The 15295-nt window shown below is 69.1% G+C and carries 14 protein-coding genes and 1 pseudogene; 8 read left to right on the top strand and 7 right to left on the bottom strand.

The window, feature by feature from the left end:
- Nucleotides 1-120 (top strand): annotated as a pseudogene (locus BCF33_RS14340) ((S)-ureidoglycine aminohydrolase); the annotation flags it as partial.
- 2 nt (nucleotides 121-122) lie between these two features.
- On the opposite strand, the gene BCF33_RS06910 reads toward BCF33_RS14340, so the two are convergent.
- Entirely contained in the window at nucleotides 123-908 is a 786-nt protein-coding gene (locus BCF33_RS06910; protein ID WP_106160120.1) for an IclR family transcriptional regulator, read from the bottom strand.
- 170 nt (nucleotides 909-1078) lie between these two features.
- On the opposite strand from BCF33_RS06910, the gene bhcA reads away from it, so the two are divergent.
- The 5 genes from bhcA to BCF33_RS06885 all read left to right on the top strand — a co-directional run bounded on the left by bhcA (nucleotide 1079) and on the right by BCF33_RS06885 (nucleotide 7088).
- Nucleotides 1079-2263: an L-aspartate--glyoxylate aminotransferase BhcA gene (bhcA, locus tag BCF33_RS06905; RefSeq protein WP_106160119.1), complete on the top strand. Its 1185-nt coding sequence runs from the start codon at nucleotides 1079-1081 to the stop codon at nucleotides 2261-2263.
- Between the two features lie 5 nt (nucleotides 2264-2268).
- Nucleotides 2269-3240 carry a beta-hydroxyaspartate dehydratase BhcB gene (bhcB, locus tag BCF33_RS06900; protein ID WP_106160118.1) on the top strand — a complete coding sequence of 324 codons (972 nt, stop codon included), beginning with the start codon at nucleotides 2269-2271 and terminating at the stop codon, nucleotides 3238-3240.
- Nucleotides 3241-3250: 10 nt separating this feature from the next.
- The gene (bhcC, locus tag BCF33_RS06895; RefSeq protein ID WP_211292360.1) at nucleotides 3251-4423 is read left to right on the top strand and encodes a 3-hydroxy-D-aspartate aldolase BhcC; all 1173 of its coding nucleotides are present in this window, start codon (nucleotides 3251-3253) and stop codon (nucleotides 4421-4423) included.
- Nucleotides 4424-4564: 141 nt separating this feature from the next.
- The gene (gene bhcD, locus BCF33_RS06890; RefSeq protein ID WP_106160117.1) at nucleotides 4565-5533 is read left to right on the top strand and encodes an iminosuccinate reductase BhcD; all 969 of its coding nucleotides are present in this window, start codon (nucleotides 4565-4567) and stop codon (nucleotides 5531-5533) included.
- Between the two features lie 58 nt (nucleotides 5534-5591).
- Nucleotides 5592-7088: a nucleobase:cation symporter-2 family protein gene (locus BCF33_RS06885; protein WP_106160116.1), complete on the top strand. Its 1497-nt coding sequence runs from the start codon at nucleotides 5592-5594 to the stop codon at nucleotides 7086-7088.
- A 46-nt stretch (nucleotides 7089-7134) separates the two neighbouring features.
- On the opposite strand, the gene BCF33_RS06880 is transcribed toward BCF33_RS06885, so the two are convergent.
- From BCF33_RS06880 to uraD, 4 genes are all read right to left on the bottom strand, one after another.
- A complete protein-coding gene (locus BCF33_RS06880) occupies nucleotides 7135-7875 on the bottom strand; it encodes a sulfite exporter TauE/SafE family protein (protein WP_106160115.1) in 741 nt (246 codons plus the stop codon).
- 73 nt (nucleotides 7876-7948) lie between these two features.
- Nucleotides 7949-9403, bottom strand: a complete 1455-nt coding sequence (locus tag BCF33_RS06875) for a uracil-xanthine permease family protein (protein ID WP_106160114.1) — start codon at nucleotides 9401-9403, stop codon at nucleotides 7949-7951.
- Nucleotides 9404-9446: 43 nt separating this feature from the next.
- Nucleotides 9447-9920 (bottom strand): ureidoglycolate lyase, encoded by a 474-nt coding sequence (locus BCF33_RS06870; RefSeq protein WP_425432754.1) that lies wholly within the window; start codon nucleotides 9918-9920, stop codon nucleotides 9447-9449.
- On the bottom strand, nucleotides 9917-11365 hold the full coding sequence (uraD, locus tag BCF33_RS06865) for a 2-oxo-4-hydroxy-4-carboxy-5-ureidoimidazoline decarboxylase (RefSeq protein WP_106160113.1): 1449 nt from the start codon (nucleotides 11363-11365) through the stop codon (nucleotides 9917-9919). The genes BCF33_RS06870 and uraD overlap by 4 nt, the downstream gene beginning before the upstream one ends.
- Before the next feature lie 140 nt (nucleotides 11366-11505).
- On the opposite strand from uraD, the gene uraH reads away from it, so the two are divergent.
- Complete coding sequence (gene uraH, locus BCF33_RS06860; RefSeq protein ID WP_106160112.1) at nucleotides 11506-11850, top strand: hydroxyisourate hydrolase; 345 nt, start codon at nucleotides 11506-11508, stop codon at nucleotides 11848-11850.
- Here uraH and BCF33_RS06855 read toward each other — a convergent pair.
- Nucleotides 11835-12770, bottom strand: coding sequence for a LysR family transcriptional regulator (locus BCF33_RS06855; RefSeq protein ID WP_106160111.1), 936 nt, complete (start codon nucleotides 12768-12770; stop codon nucleotides 11835-11837). The two genes, uraH and BCF33_RS06855, sit on opposite strands and share 16 nt — an antisense overlap.
- A gap of 101 nt (nucleotides 12771-12871) precedes the next feature.
- Here BCF33_RS06855 and BCF33_RS06850 point away from each other — a divergent pair, with 101 nt between their 5' ends.
- A complete protein-coding gene (locus BCF33_RS06850) occupies nucleotides 12872-14146 on the top strand; it encodes a urate hydroxylase PuuD (protein ID WP_106160110.1) in 1275 nt (424 codons plus the stop codon).
- On the opposite strand, the gene BCF33_RS06845 is transcribed toward BCF33_RS06850, so the two are convergent.
- A complete protein-coding gene (locus BCF33_RS06845; protein WP_106160109.1) occupies nucleotides 14123-15295 on the bottom strand; it encodes an AI-2E family transporter in 1173 nt (390 codons plus the stop codon). The two genes, BCF33_RS06850 and BCF33_RS06845, sit on opposite strands and share 24 nt — an antisense overlap.

Raw genomic sequence — 15295 nt, 5'->3', positions numbered from 1 at the left:
GGGGACTTCCTCCGCCTGCGCGCCTTCTGCCCGCAAGCCTGCTACGCAGGAGGACCAGAACCCTTCCGATACCTCCTCTACAAAGACGTGAACCGGATGCCTGGCTTCCTGCCGCGCTGAGATCATCCCGTGCCGAGCGAGGCCGACAACTCCTGCGCGCGGGCGACGACAGCCCGGCCGATCCGCTCCTCCCCCGCCGAGAGCATCCTCGCCGCGGGCCCGGAGACCGACAGGCCCGCCACGGGCGCGCCCGACGGGTCGCGGACGGCGCAGGCGATGCAACGCATCCCCTCGTGACGCTCCTCCGCGTCGATCGCCCACCCTCGCGCCGCCGCGGTCGCCAGATCGGCGCCGAGCGCGTCCGGCGCGGTCAGCGTATGGGGGGTGAACCCGTCGAGCGTGTCGCCCAGCGCGGCGAGGCGCCGTTCCGGCGGCAGGGCCGCAAGCACCGCCTTGCCGATGCCGGAGGCATGCAGCGGGGAGAGCGTGCCCGGCGGAAAGAAGGCCCGGATCGCCGCATGCGTCTCGGCCTGCGCGAGGAAGAGGACGTGCCCGTCCCGCACGACCCCGAGATTCGCGGTCTCGCCCGTCTCCCTCATCAGGGCGCGCAACACCGGCTGCGCCCGCTCGACCAGCGAGGTGCGGCGCAGGAAGGCCGACCCGATGCGGAAGGCGGCCGGACCGACATGCCAGCCCTGGTCGGCGTCCATCTCGGCCATGCCGTGGGCGGCGAGGGTGCCGAGGATGCGGTGGAGGGTGGCGGGCGCCTGGCCGAGCTGCCGCCCAAGTTCGCTGAGGCCGAGACCCGGCCGGCCGGCCAGGGCGGCCAGCACCCCGAGCGCCCGGTCGAGGCTCTTGACGCGCTCGCCCTCCTGCCAGCCGCGGGGCCTTCCACGCGCATTGCTCATAGCAGCTTCGCCCGAAGCGCGAAAATCCCCATCAATGAAACGGAATACCCTAAGGGATTAGGATTGTTCATCTTCGTGCACCTCTTTCGTTTTCGGAAACCCTTTCCGAAAAACTGGACCTCGGCAAGCGCGGCGCGCTACGGACCGGGCGAACCTTCGCGGAGGGCGCCATGAGTTTCCAGAATCCCGTCTTCATTCCCGGTCCCACGAACATGCCGGAAGACCTGCGCCGGGCGTGCGACATGCCGACGCTGGACCACCGCTCGCCGCTCTTCGGCGAGATCCTGCATCCCGCCCTGGAGGGCGTGGCGAAGGTCGTCGGGACCAAGAAGGGCGAGGTGTTCGTCTTTCCCGCCACCGGCACCGCCGGCTGGGAGGTCGCGCTGACCAACACCCTCTCGCCCGGTGACAAGGTCCTGGCGACGCGCAACGGGATGTTCTCGCACCGCTGGATCGACATGTGCGAGCGCCACGGCCTCGACGTCACGGTGATCCGCCGCGAGTGGGGCGAGGGGATCGACGCCGCCGCCGTGGAGGAGGCGCTGCGCGCCGATCCCGCGATCAAGGCGGTCCTCGCCACCCACAACGAGACGGCCACGGGCGTGGTCTCGGACATCGCGGCGGTGCGACGTGCGATGGATGCCGCAGGCTCGGACGCCCTCCTCTTCGTGGACGGAGTCTCGTCCATCGCGTCCATGCCGTTCCACTTCGACGATTGGGGCGTGGACGTCGCGATCACCGGCTCGCAGAAGGGGTTCATGCTGCCCCCGGGCCTCGCGATCACGGTGTTCTCCGCCAAGGCCGCGGACGCCGTGGAGGGCGCCGGCCTGCCGCGCACCTTCCTCGACATCCGCGACATGCGCAAAGGCTACGCGGCGGGTGGGTTCCCCTACACCCCGCCCGTCGGCCTGCTCAACGGCCTTAACCTGTCCTGCCGGCGCCTCCTCGACGAAGGCATGAAGGGCGTCTGGGCCCGCCACCACCACATCGCCGAAGGCGTGCGCGCCGCGGTCGAGGCGTGGGGGCTGGAGCTCTGCGCCGTCAGTCCGGAACTCTACTCCGACACGGTCAGCGCGATCCGCACGCCCGAGGGCTTCGACGCAAACCGCCTCGTGGCCCATGCGGCGACGCGCTACGGCGTGGCCTTCGGGACCGGGCTGGGCGAGGTCGCGGGCAAGGTGTTCCGCATCGGCCACCTCGGCAGCCTGACGGAGCCGATGGCCCTCGCGGGGATCGCGACGGCGGAGATGGCCATGCGCGATCTCGGGCTGGAGGTGGAGTCCGGGTCCGGCACCGCCGCCGCCGAGGAGGTATATCGCGGCGCAGGCGCCCCCATGGCCATGGCGGCGGAGTGAGGCGCATGAAGGACATGATCGACCTGGACCTGCCCACCTACGAGGACATGCTGGCCGCACGCGAGCGCATCGCGCCCTACGTGCACCGCACGCCCGTCCTGACCTCGCGCATCCTCGATGAGATGTCTGGCGCCGAGCTGCATTTCAAGTGCGAGAACTTCCAGAAGGCCGGCGCATTCAAGGTGCGCGGTGCCTGCAACGCGGTGTTCGGCCTCTCGGACGAGCAGGCCAGGAAGGGCGTGGCGACCCATTCCTCCGGCAACCATGCGCTGTCGCTGAGCTATGCGGCGGGGCGCCGGGGCATCCCTTGCCACGTGGTCATGCCGCGCACCGCGCCGCAGGCCAAGAAGGACGCCGTGAGGGGCTATGGCGGCATCATCACCGAGTGCGAGCCCTCCACCTCCTCGCGCGAGGAGGTCTTCACCGGCGTCCACGAGAGGACGGGCGCCGACTTCGTCCATCCCTACAACGATCCGCGCGTGATCGCGGGGCAGGGGACCTGCTCGGCCGAGCTGATCGAGCAGGTGGACGACCTCGACGCGGTGATCGCGCCGATCGGCGGGGGCGGCATGATCTCGGGCTGCTGCCTGACGCTGTCCAGGGCGGCGCCGGAGGTGGCGATCTACGCCGCCGAGCCGAAGGAGGCGGACGACGCCGCCCGCTCGTTCCGGGCGGGGCACATCATCGCCGACGACGCGCCCGTGACGGTCGCGGACGGCTTGAAGGTCCCGCTGAAGGAACGGACATGGGCGTTCGTGTCGAACCACGTGACCGACATCCTCACCGCCACGGAGGAAGAGATCGTGGACGCGATGCGCCTGACCTGGCGCACGATGAAGATCGTGATGGAGCCGTCCTGCGCCGTGCCGCTGGCGGTGATCCTGAAGAACCCCGACGTGTTCCGGGGCCGCCGCGTGGGCGTGATCGTGACCGGCGGCAACGTGGACCTGGACAAGCTGCCTTGGATGCAGGGCTGAGGAGGAAGCCATGAACGACATGAGCGAGAAATTCGACCTCGACACCTACGAGGTCGGCTACGACATCCCCGCCAAGCCCGGCATGCGCGAGGAGGACATCCAGACCCCTTGCCTGATCCTCGACCTCGACGCGCTCGAGCGGAACGTCCGCAAGATGGGCGACTACGCCAAGGCCAAGGGGATGCGGCACCGCTCGCACGGCAAGATGCACAAGTCCGTCGACGTTCAGAAGCTCCAGCAGGAGTTGGGCGGCGCGGTGGGCGTGTGCTGCCAGAAGGTATCGGAGGCCGAGGTCTTCGCCCGCGGCGGCATCAAGGACGTGCTCGTCAGTAACCAGGTGACGGACCCGGCCAAGATCAAGCGGCTGGCGAACCTGCCCAAGCTCGGTGCGCGCGCCATCGTCTGCGTCGACGACCTGGGCAACGTGGCCGATCTGTCGAAGGGCGCCATGCAGGCGGGCACCACGATCGAGTGCCTCGTCGAGATCGATTGCGGCGCGGGCCGCTGCGGCGTGACCACGACCGACAAGGTGGTCGAGCTGGCCAAGGCCATCGACGCTGCCGAGGGGCTGAAGTTCGCTGGCATCCAGGCCTACCAAGGCGCGATGCAGCACCTCGACAGCTACGAGGAGCGCAAGGAGAAGACCCAGATCGCCATCGACATGGTGCGCGAGGCGGTCGACGCGCTGAAGGCCGAAGGGCTGGAGTGCGACATCGTCGGCGGCGGCGGCACCGGCTCCTACTACTTCGAGTCGAACTCAAACGTGTACAACGAACTCCAGTGCGGCTCCTATGCATTCATGGATGCGGATTACGGACGTATCCACGACAAGGACGGCAACCGCATCGACGAGGGCGAGTGGGAGAACGCGCTGTTCATCCTCACCACCGTGATGAGCCACGCCAAGCCCGAGAAGGCGATCGTCGACGCGGGCCTCAAGGCGCAGTCGGTCGATAGCGGCCTGCCCTTCGTCTACGGGCGCGACGACGTCGAGTACGTCAAGTGCTCGGACGAGCACGGCGTCGTCGCCGATCCGGACGGGGTGCTGAAGGTCAACGACAAGCTGCGGCTCGTGCCCGGCCATTGCGACCCGACCTGCAACGTCCACGACTGGTATGTCGGCGTCCGGAACGGCGTGGTCGAGACGGTCTGGCCGGTGTCCGCGCGCGGCAAGGCCTACTGAACGAGAGCCGTCCCGGCCGGCATGTGCCCGCCGGGACGCGAGATGCGGTGGTGCCGGACGCGACGCCGGCGAAGCCGTCCGCGCCGGCGGGGCCGATCCCCGTCCGGGCGCGCGGGCGCATGAGAACCGACAGGAGAACCTATGATCATCGTCCCAGAGGCGGCCATCGCCGACCTCGTCGATCGCGCCGCCGCCTTCGACGCCGTCGAGGCCACCTTCGCCGCGATGGCCTCCGGCGATGCGCGCAACTTTCCGGTGGTGCGCGAGGCGCTGCCGGGGCCGGAGGAGGCGCTCTACGGCTTCAAGGGGGGGGTCGACGCCTCCGCCGAGGCGCTCGGCCTCAAGGCGGGGGGGTACTGGCCCCACAACCTAGAGCGTCGCGGCCTCATCAACCACCAGTCGACCGTCTTCCTCTTCGATCCGGAGACCGGCAGGCCCACGGCGATGGTCGGCGGCAACCTGTTGACCGCGCTCAGGACGGCTGCCGCCTCGTCGGTCTCGATCCGCCACCTCGCGCGCGAGGACGCCCGCGTGATCGGCATGGTCGGCGCCGGGCACCAAGCGGGGTTCCAGCTTCGCGCCGCGCTGGAGCAGCGTCCCTTCGAGAAGGTGATCGGCTGGAACCTGCATCCCGAGATGCTCCCCAACCTCGAGAAGGTGGCGGCCGAGGCGGGCCTGCCATTCGAGGCGGTCGAGCTGGAGGGGCTGCGCGCGGCGGACGTGATCGTCACGATCACGTCCTCCTTCGCACCGACGCTGATGGCCGGGCACGTCGGCCCGGGCGCCCACGTCGCCTGCATGGGCACCGACACGGTGGGAAAGCAGGAGGTGGACCCCGAGTTGCTGAAGCTGGCGACGGTCTTCGCCGACGAGGTCGCGCAGTCCGTCACCCTGGGCGAGGCGCAGCACGCCGTCGGGGCGGGGACGATCGCCGAAGGCGACCTCACCCCCATCGGCGACGTGATCCGGGGCGTCCATCCGGGACGGACGTCGCAGGAAGAGATCACCCTCTTCGACGGTACGGGCGTGGGTCTGCAGGACCTCGCCGTCGCGGCCGCGGCGGTGCGTCTCGCGCAGGAGAAGGGCGTGGCGGTGGAAGTCGAGATCTGACACCGCCCCACCGCTTCACGAGAGCTTTCGTGTCAAAGGGTTAGGGAGGACCCTACAGATGACGACCATGGATGTAGAAACCGTTCCGCCCGATGCGGTGAACGAACGAATTCCAGCCCCGAAGCTGTTCACCTTGGGGCTTCAGCACGTGCTGGTCATGTACGCCGGGGCCATCGCCGTCCCGCTGATCGTCGGCCGGGTGCTCGGGCTGTCGCCGGCCGACGTGGCGTTCCTGATTTCCGCCGACCTCTTCGTCTGCGGGGTCGTGACCATCATCCAGTCGCTCGGCGCCTCGAAGTGGTTCGGCGTCAAGCTGCCCGTGATGATGGGCGTGACCTTCGCCTCCGTGGGTCCGATGGTCTCCATCGCGGTGGCCAATCCCGGACCCGAGGGCGCGCGCATGATCTTCGGCGCGATCATCGGGGCGGGCGTCATCGCCATGCTGATCGCCCCCATCGTCAGCCGCCTCCTGCGGTTCTTCCCGCCCATCGTGACCGGCACGATCATCCTCGTGATCGGCGTGACCTTGATGCGTATCGGGATCAACTGGATCTTCGGTCTGCCCGTCGGCCCCACCGCGCCGCAGCTCGTGGACCCGGAGCATGCCGCCTGGCTGGAGCAGGTGCGCCAGATGACCGACGCGCCCGAGATCCCCGGCGGCCTCGCGCTCGCACCGTCCGCGGACAACCCCGCCTATGCGACGCTGCAGAACATGGGGATCAGCGCCCTGGTGCTGGCGACGATCATCCTCGTGATGCGCTTCGCCCGCGGCTTCTGGGCCAACATCTCGGTGCTGTGTGGCATCGTGATGGGCGGCCTTCTCGCCGCGGCCCTGGGCATCATGCACTTCGAGCACGTGGAGACGGCCGAGTGGTTCGCGCTGATCACGCCCTTCCATTTCGGCCTGCCGATCTTCGATCCGATCATGATCCTGACCATGACGCTCGTGATGATCGTCGTGATGATCGAATCGACCGGCATGTTCCTCGCCCTGTCGGAGATGTGCGGCAAGAAGCTGGAGCGGCCGTCGCTCTCCGCCGGGCTGCGCACCGACGGGCTCGGCACGCTGATCGGCGGGCTGTTCAACACGTTCCCCTATACCTCGTTCTCCCAGAACGTCGGCCTCGTCGGCGTGACGGGCATCCGCTCGCGCTACGTCTGCGTGATGGGCGGGGCGATCATGATCGTGCTGGGCCTCGTGCCCAAGATGGGCGCCTTGGTCGAGGCGCTGCCCGTGGCGGTGCTCGGCGGTGCGGGGCTGGTGATGTTCGGCATGGTCGCCGCGACGGGGGTTCGCATCCTCGGCGGGGTCGATTTCGCCAACAACAAGTTCAACGGCTTGATCGTGGCGATCTCTCTGGGCATGGGGATGATCCCGCTCATCGCGCCTCAGTTCGTGATGCATCTTCCCCACTCGATTCACCCGTTGATCGACTCGGGCATCCTGCTCGCCTCCATCTCGGCGGTGACGCTCAACGTGATCTTCAACGGCACGGGCGGAGACGCTGAAGCGGAGGCCCGGCAGGCGGCAATGGCCTCCGAGGGCGGGCACTGAACCCGACGAGCCGGCCTCGCCCCCTTTTCGTGGGCGAGGCCGCATCTCATAGGAGGCGCACGGCGAATATCGCGGTCATCGTGAACCCGATGGCCGCGATCCCCCAGCGCAGCACCCGGGCCGGGATGCGCCGCGCCAGGGGGGCGCCCGCGTAGCCCCCAGCCGTGGCCGCGACCATCATGGCCACCGCCATGGGCCATGCGACCAGCCCCGCGACGGCGAAGACGGCGACCGACACCGCCGAGATCACGAAGCTCAGACCGTTCTTCAGCCCGTTCATCGCGTGGATGTCCCCCATCCCCCACAATGCGAACAGCGCGAGCAGAACGATCCCCAGCCCGCCGTTGAAGTAGCCCCCGTAGAGCGCCACCGCGAAGAGCGCGGCGCCTCCGTATGGTGCGAGCCCGCGGCGGCGGGCGGCCCAACCACGCAGGCGCCCCCCGAACAGGAACACCAGCGTCGAGACCAGCAGCAGCAGAGGCACGACCAGCGCGAAGGCCGCGTCAGACGAGATCGTCAGCAGCCCCGCCCCTGCCAGCCCGCCGGCGAGGGCCCATCCCGAGAGGCGCAGGAGGCGCGCGCGCGGCATCGCGGCAAGTTCCGCGCGAAAGCCCAGCGCGCCGCTGGCGTAGCCGGGGAACACCGCAACCGCGCTCGTGGCGTTGGCGGCGACGGGCGGCAGGCCGGCGGCCACGAGGGCGGGGAAGGTGAGGAAGGTGCCGCCGCCAGCCAGGGTATTGAGGACGCCTGCGAGAAAGGCGGCGACGACGGGCAGAAGGTATTCCATTAAGGCGAATCCTCGAAAGAGAAAGGCCCCCGCCTGAGCGGGGGCCTCGGTGCCGCGTGCCTGTCGGATACGCCTAGTGGCGCGGCGTCTCCAGCGGTATGCCTTCGGGCTGCTTGCCCCAAGTCTCGCGGCCGGAGAGGCCTCCGGCAACCTCCTCCGTCGACTCGGCCGCCAGCTCCTCGGGCAGGACGAGGTTCAGGATGATCGCGATGAAGGCGGCCGGCAGCAGTCCCGACACCGCCAGGACGCGCACCGTGTCCGGCAGCCCGGCCACGGCGGCGGGCTCGAGCTGGAGGCCCAGCCCCACCGACAGGGCGACTGCGAAGATCACCATGTTCCGCCGGCTCCAGTCGACGTCCGAGAGCATAGAGATGCCGGCGGCCACGACCATGCCGAACATGACGATCACGCCGCCGCCGAGAACCTCGATCGGCACCGTGCGGATGACGCCGCCGACTTTCGGGATGAGGCCGCAGACGATCAGGAAGATCGCGCCGCACGTCACCACGTGGCGCGACATCACGCCCGTCATCGCGATGAGGCCGACGTTCTGGCTGAACGAGGTGTTCGGGAAGGCCCCGAACATGCCCGCGACCGCGGTGCCCACGCCGTCGGCATAGGTCGCGCCTTGGATCTCGCGGTCGGTCGCCTCGCGGCCCGCGCCGCCCTTGGTGATGCCCGACACGTCCCCCACCGTCTCGACGGCGGAGACGAAGGCCATGAGGCAGAAGCCGAGGATCGCCGCGACCGAGAACTCGGCGCCGTACTTGAAGGGCACCGGCAGCGCGAACGGGGCCGCGTTGCTCCAGGATGCCGCTATCGCGTCGGTCGTCAGGATGCCGGTGAAGATGGCGTAGACGTAGCCGACCAGAAGCCCGACGAGCACCGCCGACACCGCCAGCATCCCGCGCGCGAAGAACTTCAGGCCGAGCGTCACGAAGATCACCACGAGCGCCGCCGACCAGTTCAGCAGCGAGCCGTATTCGGGCGTGCCGATGGCGGGGACGCCGCCGGCGGCGTACTGGATGCCGACCCGGACGAGCGCGAGGCCGATCATCGTCACTACGAGGCCGGTGACGAGCGGCGGCAGCGCGAACCGGATCTTGCCGATGAACGTCCCGATGATCGCATGGAAGACGCCGCCGGCGATGACGCCGGTGAAGAGCACCGCGAGCGCGTCGACCCCCTTGCCCGCCACGAGCGGGATCATGATCGGCAGGAACGCGAAGGACGTGCCCTGGACGATCGGGAGGGCCGCGCCGATCGGCCCGATGGTGATCGTCTGCAGGAGCGTCGCGAGCCCCGCGAAGAGCATCGACATCTGTATGAGGTAGAGGAGCTCGGGAAAGTCGGGGCTGCCCGAGCCGAATCCGAAGCCGGCGGCGCCGGCAACGATGATGGCCGGCGTCACGTTGGCCACGAACATCGCCAGGACGTGCTGGATGCCCAGGGGAACCGCCTTGTAGAGCGGGGGCGTGTAGTTCGGATCGCGGAGCTGCTCCGGCGTTCCTATCGAGGTGTCGGCCATCGTTCGGTCCTCCCTTGATGGCATGGTCGGCTCTTGTCGGCCGTTAGGAAAGGGCAATCGTCCAGGGCACGTCGAAACGGTGTTCCTGAAGGTTTCCCGTGCCCTCTTCGCGGTCGATCACCGCGAAGAGGCCCGGTGCCCGCAGCGGCGTCAGGACGCCGTGCCAGACGTTCCGGTGGAACTGCACGCCTTGGTGCGGGGCGGTGAGGAAGGCCAGCGGCTCCGCCTCCGGGCCGTCCGACACGGTCACGAGGAACGGATGGGCCGTCATCGGAAGGAACGCCTGGGTGCCGAGAGGGTGCCGTTCGATTAGGTCGAGCGCATAGGGCAGGGCCCGCGGCTGCGCCTCGAACACCGAGAGGCAGGCCGGGCCATCGGTGTCGGGGCGGCAGATGTCGTGCCAGCGCGTGCAGAGACCCGCATTGATCGTCCGCGCCGTGCCGCGCCCCGCCTCGATGACCGTGCCATAGGGCGCGATCGCCTCCTCCGTCAGCGGCCTCGCCCGAACCGTTCTCACCAGTCCATCGCTTCGAGGCGGAGGCGCGCGATGCGGAGGACCTGCGCCTCGGCCTCCCGGCGCTCGACTCCGGTGTCGTTGGCGAGGCGGCGGTCCATGGCGGACATGATGGACGGCTTGTCGTGATCGCGCACCGCGATGATGAACGGAAAGCCGTGCTTCTCGACGTAGGCGGCGTTCAGGGTCTGGAACGCCTCCCTTTCCGCATCGGTGAGGAGGTCGAGGCCGGCGCTCGCCTGCTCGGCCGTGCTGTCGGCCGTGAGGCGCCCGGCGCTGGCCAGCTTGCCGGCGAGGTCGGGGTGGGCGTTCAGCACCGCGAGGCGGTCGGCGTCCGGCGCATTGCGGAACGCCTCGGCCATCACGGCGTGCATGCCGGCGGGCGAGTGATGCGCCGGTCCCAGCTCGCGCCGCCACGCCTGCGCCGCGACCCAGGCCGAATGCTCGAACACGTCGCCGAACCGATCGACGAAGGCCTCCTCCGAGAGCTCCGGGGCGGTGGCGCCGGCGCCGATCTCGACCGGCCGATCGGACAACGGGGTCGTCCGCTGCGGCTCCTGCGGGGGGTGGGCCTCGTTCCAGTGCCGCGCGATGTCGGCGCGGGTCGCGATCCAGGCGCCGCCCTTCTCGCGCACGTGGTCGAGGAACCGGCGCAGCGCAATGGCCCGGCCCGGCCTCCCCGCGAGGCGGCAGTGGAGGCCGACGGTCATCATGCGCCCGCCTTCCTCGTGCAGCATGTCGAACGTGTCGGTCAGGTGCCGCTCCCACGACGAGGGGTCGGGATGACCCGCCGAGATGGCGAACCGCATGTCGTTGCAGTCGAGCGTGTAGGGCAGCGCCAGCTGAGAGGCGTCCCCGATGCGGACGCGGTGGGGCAGGTCGTCGTCGTAGACGTCCGAGGTGTAGAGCGGGCCGACCTCCTCGTGGACCAGCCGCACGGTGTTCAGCGAGCAGCGGCCGGTGTACCAGCCCTCCGGCCGCGTTCCGGTCGCCGCGACATGATTCCGCACGGCCGAGCGAATCTCCTCGCGCTCCTCCTCCTCGGACATGAACGCGTGCTCGACCCAGCGGTCGCCATGGCAGGCGATCTCCCAATCGGCCGATCGCATGGCCTCCACCTGGGTGGGCGAGCGCAGGAGGGCGTTCGCCACTCCGAACACGGTGACCGGCAACTCTCCCAGCATGCGGTGAAGGCGCCAGAAGCCGGCGCGGGCGCCGTACTCGTAGAGCGATTCCATGTTCCAGTGCCGCTGCCCCTCCCAAGGCACGGCGCCGGTTATCTCGGACAGGAAGGCTTCCGAGGCGGCATCGCCGTGAAGGGGGGAGTTCTCCGCCCCCTCCTCGTAGTTCAGGACGAGGGAAAGCGCCACGCGCGCGCCATCCGGCCATCGCGCGTCGGGGGGCATGGGACCGTAGCCCAGGGTGTCGCGGGGATATCGCGGTGGCATGTTCGTTTCCTCCATCCATCTGCCTACGACTAGAATGGCGGCAGGATTATCTCCTATTTCTTGATTCTGTCTTCTCGCGACAACGGCTTCGTCCGGCTACCCCCGGGGGCTATCCTTCTGCGCGAGCCAAGGAGGTCAAGATGCCCGCGAGCCTGACAACGCATGTCCTCGACACTGCCGGCGGCACGCCCGCGAAGGGGATGCGGATCGATCTCTACCGCCTCGACGGCGAGGCGCGCGAGCACCTTGCCGAGGCACGGACCAACGACGATGGACGCACGGACGCCCCGATCCTCGCAGAAGCGGCGCACGGAACCTACGAGTTGGTCTTCCGCTGCGCCGACTGGCTGGACGCGGGCCAGGGCGCGTCGCGGCGGCGTTTCCTCGGGGACGTGCCGATCCGCTTCGGCATCGACGAGGACGCGCACTACCACGTGCCGCTCCTGCTCAGCCCGTTCGGCTACTCGACCTATCGCGGCTCCTGAGGGGCGCGGGCCTCGGCCTTCGCGACGAGGTCCCGCAGCCGCGGTGCGACCCAGTCCATGAAGAGGCGCCGCTTCGGGTCCTGAAGGCGCCGATGAGCATAGAGGCAGGCGAGTTGGATCGGCTCGGGCGGGGTCTCGTGCGCGACCTGGACGAGCGTGCCTTCGGCCATGGCTTCGGCCACCTCCCAGAGGGGCTTGAGGATGATCCCCCGCCCCATCAGCGCCCAGTCCATCAGCGTGGCCCCGTCATCGCAGTCGAGCCGCCCCGTCACCCCGAAGCGGCGCGGCCCCTCGGGCGTGCGCAGCAGCCAGCGGAACTCGGTCGCGCCGGGATAGCGCAGGATCAGGCATTCGTGCCCGTCCCGAACGAGCGCCTCCCCGTCCCGGGGCATCCCCCGCTCTGCGACGTAGGACGGGGCGGCCACCAGGACGCGGCGGCAATCGCATATCTTGCGGATCTTGAGGTTCGAATCCTCCGGCGTGCCCAGGATGATCGCGACGTCCAGCCCTTCGGCGGTCAACTCGACGCCGCGGTCGGTCAACCGCAGCCGCATCGTGAGGCCGGGATAGTCGTCCATGAACGAAGGGACGATCGGTGCGAGAAGGCGCCGGCCCAGCCTGAGCGGCGCCGAGACGCTGAGAAGGCCGCGCGGGCTTCCGGTGATCGCCGCGACCCGTCCCTCGGCCGCCTCGACCGCCTCGACCACCTCGCGCGCGCCGTCGTAGAAAGCCTCGCCGTGCTCGGTGGGGCGCAGCGAACGGGTCGTCCGCTGGAAGAGGCGGACCTTCAGGTGCTCCTCTAGGGCCGCGATGCGCGAGGAGGCGACCGCCGGCGAGACGCGCTGGTCGCGCGCGGCCGCCGACATCGAGCCCAGTTCGTAGACCCGGACGAAAAGACGGATATTCTCGAGCAGGGCCATTCTCAAGCTCTCCTTGAAGGTGCTTGCCGACTAGCCCGCGTAGCATGGCAATGCTCGCTGCGCTATCGCTCGTCCGATCCGCTCCTCCGAGGACAACGCCAATGTACGATCTTGCCGTTCTGACCGAGTTCGCGTCCTTCGCGCTGCGCTGGCTCCACGTGGTGACGGCGATGGCGTGGATCGGTGCGTCCTTCTACTTCATCGCCCTCGACCTGGGGCTTCGGAAGGCCCCCGACCTGCCGGCCGGCGCCTCCGGCGAGGAATGGGAGGTCCACGGAGGCGGCTTCTACAACACGGTGAAGTACACCGTCGCCCCCGACCGGCTGCCCGAGCACCTGCGCTGGCACAAATGGCAGAGCTACATGACCTGGGTCTCGGGCGCGGGTCTTCTGATGATCGTCTACTGGGCGGGGGCGGAGCTATTCCTGATCGACCCGGCCAAGCTCAATCTATCGACCTGGCAGGCGATCGCGCTCTCGGCACTCTTCATCGCTGCCGGTTGGCTGGGCTACGACGCGCTCTGCCGCTCGCCGCTGCGCAGCCGGCCCGCGCTGGTGATGCTGGTCCTCTTCGCCGGAATCGTCCTGGCCTCGTGGCTGCTCCACCAGGTCTTCACGGGCCGCGCGGCCCAGCTGCACCTGGGCGCGATGACGGCGACGATCATGACGGGCAACGTGTTCTTCGTCATCATGCCCAACCAACGGATCGTGATCGACGACCTGAAGGCCGGCCGCACGCCCGACGCCAAGTACGGCCAGATCGCCAAGCTGCGCTCGACGCACAACAACTACCTGACGCTGCCGGTCATCTTCCTGATGTTGTCGAACCACTACCCGACGGCCTTCGCCACGTCCTACGCCTGGCTGATCGGCCCGCTCGTCTTCCTGATCGGGGTCTGGGTGCGGCACTACTTCAACACGCTCCACGCCACGGGGAAGGGCCCGATCTGGACCTGGGGCGCCTCGGCCGTGACCTTCGTGCTGGTGATGTGGATCGCGGCTGCGCCGATGTGGCGCGAGGACGCCTTCGAGGTAGCCGAGACGCGCGAGCTGCAGCCCATGGAGGCCGCCTTCGCCGCTGCGCCCCATTTCGAGGAGGTCGTGCAGACGGTGACGGGGCGCTGCTCCATGTGCCACGCGCGCGAGCCCTTCTGGGACGGCATCCAGTACGCGCCGAAGGGCGTGGTGCTGGAGACGCCCGCCGACGTCGCGCGCCACGCCCGGGAGATTCATCTGCAGGCCGGCGCGTCCCACGCGATGCCGCCGGCGAACATCACCCTCATGGAGGACGACGAGCGCGCGCTCATCCGTCGGTGGTGGCATGGCGCGGGCGGCGCGGACGGCGAGGCGTTCCTAGCCGAGCTTGCCGCCGACTGAGGTGCTTCGGCGCGGCTCCGGCCGCTCCCCCCCGATCTCGGGCGGTCCGCGGACCGCGGAAGATGATTGCGCGTCCTCGTCCTCGTCCTTCGGCTTCCCGATCTTCTCGTCGATCTCGCGGTCGCCGAGCATGTCCTCGACGTAGAGCATCCTCACCAGGATCATCACGACCAGCAGGAGGGGCGTCGCCAAGAATATCCCGGCGACGCCGAAGAGGATCCCGAAGCCGGCCACCGCCAGGACGATCAGCACCGGCGGCAGCGCCGCGACGCGCTTTTGGATGATCGGCAGGAGGACGTTCCCCTCGAACTGCTGGACCGCGACGAAGAGGACCGCCGTCCAGACGGCGTCCATCGGCGACTGCGAGAAGGCGACGAGGACCGCCGGGATGCCCGAGAGGAAGGGACCGACGAAGGGGATGAAGTTGGTCAGCCCGGCGATGATACCCAGGAGCAGTGGCAGCGGGATGCCCAGGAGCCAGAGCCCCACACCCGTCAGCAGCGCGACCGCCAGCATGTCGAGCGCTTGCCCGGCGAGCCAGCGCCACAGCCCGGTCCCGACCTCGTCCAGTATCTCCTGAGCGCGGGGGCGGCGAGACATGGGAACGAGATGCAGGAGGCCTGCCCGGTAGAGGTCGGGGTCGATCGCCAGGAAGATGGCGACCGTGAGCAGGATGACGACGTTCGCCAAGATGCCCAGCGAGGCGGAAAGGGTGCCCCCGATCGTGCCGAGGATGTTGAAGCGCGGCCCCTCCTCCGCGCCCTCGACCTCGTCCAGCAACCACGCCCCCAGGTCGGTATGCGACAGCCAGTTCTCGATCCCGTCGAGCGTTTCGGGAATGCTGGCGGAGAGCTGGCCGAACTGTCCGACGAGGCGCGGGCCGGCCAGCATCGCGACGGCGATCAGGGCCCCGAGGATCGCCAGGATGACGATAAAAAGCGAGACGCCGATCTTCAGCGGCGTGTGGAGCGACAGCATGTTCGCGAGGTTGCGGAAGAGGATCGCGAGCAGCGTGCCCCCGAAGGCGAGGAGCAGCACGAAGGAGAGCTGCCATGCCGCGAGCGCCAAGACCACGACCAGCAGCACGAAGAGTAGGTCGCGGGTCAGGCGGTCGGTGTTCAGGCCGCGGTCCGTGGGCGGTCCTGGCAT

This window comes from Hasllibacter halocynthiae (assembly GCF_003003095.1).
Taxonomy (GTDB): Bacteria; Pseudomonadota; Alphaproteobacteria; order Rhodobacterales; family Rhodobacteraceae; genus Hasllibacter; species Hasllibacter halocynthiae.
This window is presented reverse-complemented; position numbering and strand designations above follow the sequence as displayed.

Coding starts and splice junctions, on each gene's coding strand:
- BCF33_RS06910 (WP_106160120.1), bottom strand. CDS start 908: ATGAGCAATGCGCGTGGAAGGCCCCGCGGCTGGCAGGAGGGCGAGCGC.
- BCF33_RS06845 (WP_106160109.1), bottom strand. CDS start 15,295: ATGCCAGGACCGCCCACGGACCGCGGCCTGAACACCGACCGCCTGACC.
- bhcA (WP_106160119.1), top strand. CDS start 1,079: ATGAGTTTCCAGAATCCCGTCTTCATTCCCGGTCCCACGAACATGCCG.
- bhcB (WP_106160118.1), top strand. CDS start 2,269: ATGAAGGACATGATCGACCTGGACCTGCCCACCTACGAGGACATGCTG.
- uraD (WP_106160113.1), bottom strand. CDS start 11,365: ATGCCACCGCGATATCCCCGCGACACCCTGGGCTACGGTCCCATGCCC.
- bhcC (WP_211292360.1), top strand. CDS start 3,251: ATGAACGACATGAGCGAGAAATTCGACCTCGACACCTACGAGGTCGGC.
- bhcD (WP_106160117.1), top strand. CDS start 4,565: ATGATCATCGTCCCAGAGGCGGCCATCGCCGACCTCGTCGATCGCGCC.
- BCF33_RS06850 (WP_106160110.1), top strand. CDS start 12,872: ATGTACGATCTTGCCGTTCTGACCGAGTTCGCGTCCTTCGCGCTGCGC.
- BCF33_RS06885 (WP_106160116.1), top strand. CDS start 5,592: ATGACGACCATGGATGTAGAAACCGTTCCGCCCGATGCGGTGAACGAA.
- BCF33_RS06880 (WP_106160115.1), bottom strand. CDS start 7,875: ATGGAATACCTTCTGCCCGTCGTCGCCGCCTTTCTCGCAGGCGTCCTC.
- uraH (WP_106160112.1), top strand. CDS start 11,506: ATGCCCGCGAGCCTGACAACGCATGTCCTCGACACTGCCGGCGGCACG.
- BCF33_RS06855 (WP_106160111.1), bottom strand. CDS start 12,770: ATGGCCCTGCTCGAGAATATCCGTCTTTTCGTCCGGGTCTACGAACTG.
- BCF33_RS06875 (WP_106160114.1), bottom strand. CDS start 9,403: ATGGCCGACACCTCGATAGGAACGCCGGAGCAGCTCCGCGATCCGAAC.